This is a genomic window from Lacticaseibacillus salsurivasis, assembly GCF_036246225.1.
In the GTDB taxonomy this organism is placed as follows: domain Bacteria; phylum Bacillota; class Bacilli; order Lactobacillales; family Lactobacillaceae; genus Lacticaseibacillus; species Lacticaseibacillus salsurivasis.
This window is the reverse complement of the sequence record NZ_BTTP01000035.1, coordinates 3458-5110: the sequence shown is the minus strand read 5'-3', so window position 1 is coordinate 5110 and position 1653 is coordinate 3458. Positions and strand designations below refer to the sequence as shown.

Annotated in this window: 1 rRNA gene; it reads left to right on the top strand. The window is 51.5% G+C overall.

Annotation, left to right across the window (positions count from 1 at the left end):
* The first annotated feature begins 70 nt into the window (after positions 1-70).
* Positions 71-1636: ribosomal RNA gene (locus AAA927_RS12760) — 16S ribosomal RNA — on the top strand.
* Positions 1637-1653 lie beyond the last annotated feature (17 nt).

Sequence of the window (1653 nt, the reverse complement as noted above, 5' to 3'; positions counted from 1 at the left end):
TAAATCGAAGAGAATTAAACATGAGCGAAGTCAATTCGCAAACAACAAATCGAGCTATTCAAATAACTCATTATATGAGAGTTTGATCCTGGCTCAGGATGAACGCTGGCGGCGTGCCTAATACATGCAAGTCGAACGAGGTTTTGTTGATCGAGTTCTTCGGAACAACTTCTTTAAAACCGAGTGGCGGACGGGTGAGTAACACGTGGGTAACCTGCCCTTAAGTGGGGGATAACATTTGGAAACAGATGCTAATACCGCATAAACCTTTAGACCACATGGTCTAAAGTTGAAAGATGGCGTAAGCTATCGCTTTTGGATGGACCCGCGGCGTATTAGCTAGTTGGTAAGGTAACGGCTTACCAAGGCGATGATACGTAGCCGAACTGAGAGGTTGATCGGCCACAATGGGACTGAGACACGGCCCATACTCCTACGGGAGGCAGCAGTAGGGAATCTTCCACAATGGACGCAAGTCTGATGGAGCAACGCCGCGTGAGTGAAGAAGGCTTTCGGGTCGTAAAACTCTGTTGTTGGAGAAGAACACGTTTGAGAGTAACTGTTCAGACGTTGACGGTATCCAACCAGAAAGCCACGGCTAACTACGTGCCAGCAGCCGCGGTAATACGTAGGTGGCAAGCGTTATCCGGATTTATTGGGCGTAAAGCGAGCGCAGGCGGTTTTTTAAGTCTGATGTGAAAGCCTTCGGCTTAACCGAAGAAGTGCATCGGAAACTGGGAAACTTGAGTGCAGAAGAGGACAGTGGAACTCCATGTGTAGCGGTGAAATGCGTAGATATATGGAAGAACACCAGTGGCGAAGGCGGCTGTCTGGTCTGTAACTGACGCTGAGGCTCGAAAGCATGGGTAGCGAACAGGATTAGATACCCTGGTAGTCCATGCCGTAAACGATGAATGCTAGGTGTTGGAGGGTTTCCGCCCTTCAGTGCCGCAGCTAACGCATTAAGCATTCCGCCTGGGGAGTACGACCGCAAGGTTGAAACTCAAAGGAATTGACGGGGGCCCGCACAAGCGGTGGAGCATGTGGTTTAATTCGACGCAACGCGAAGAACCTTACCAGGTCTTGACATCCTATGCCAACCTGAGAGATCAGGCGTTCCCTTCGGGGACATAGTGACAGGTGGTGCATGGTTGTCGTCAGCTCGTGTCGTGAGATGTTGGGTTAAGTCCCGCAACGAGCGCAACCCTTATGACTAGTTGCCAGCATTCAGTTGGGCACTCTAGTAAGACTGCCGGTGACAAACCGGAGGAAGGTGGGGACGACGTCAAATCATCATGCCCCTTATGACCTGGGCTACACACGTGCTACAATGGCCGGTACAACGAGTTGCGAACCCGCGAGGGCAAGCTAATCTCTTAAAGCCGGTCTCAGTTCGGACTGCAGGCTGCAACTCGCCTGCACGAAGTCGGAATCGCTAGTAATCGCGGATCAGCATGCCGCGGTGAATACGTTCCCGGGCCTTGTACACACCGCCCGTCACACCATGAGAGTTTGTAACACCCGAAGCCGGTGGGGTAACCTTTCGAGGAGCTAGCCGTCTAAGGTGGGACAGATGATTAGGGTGAAGTCGTAACAAGGTAGCCGTAGGAGAACCTGCGGCTGGATCACCTCCTTTCTAAGGATAGATACGTA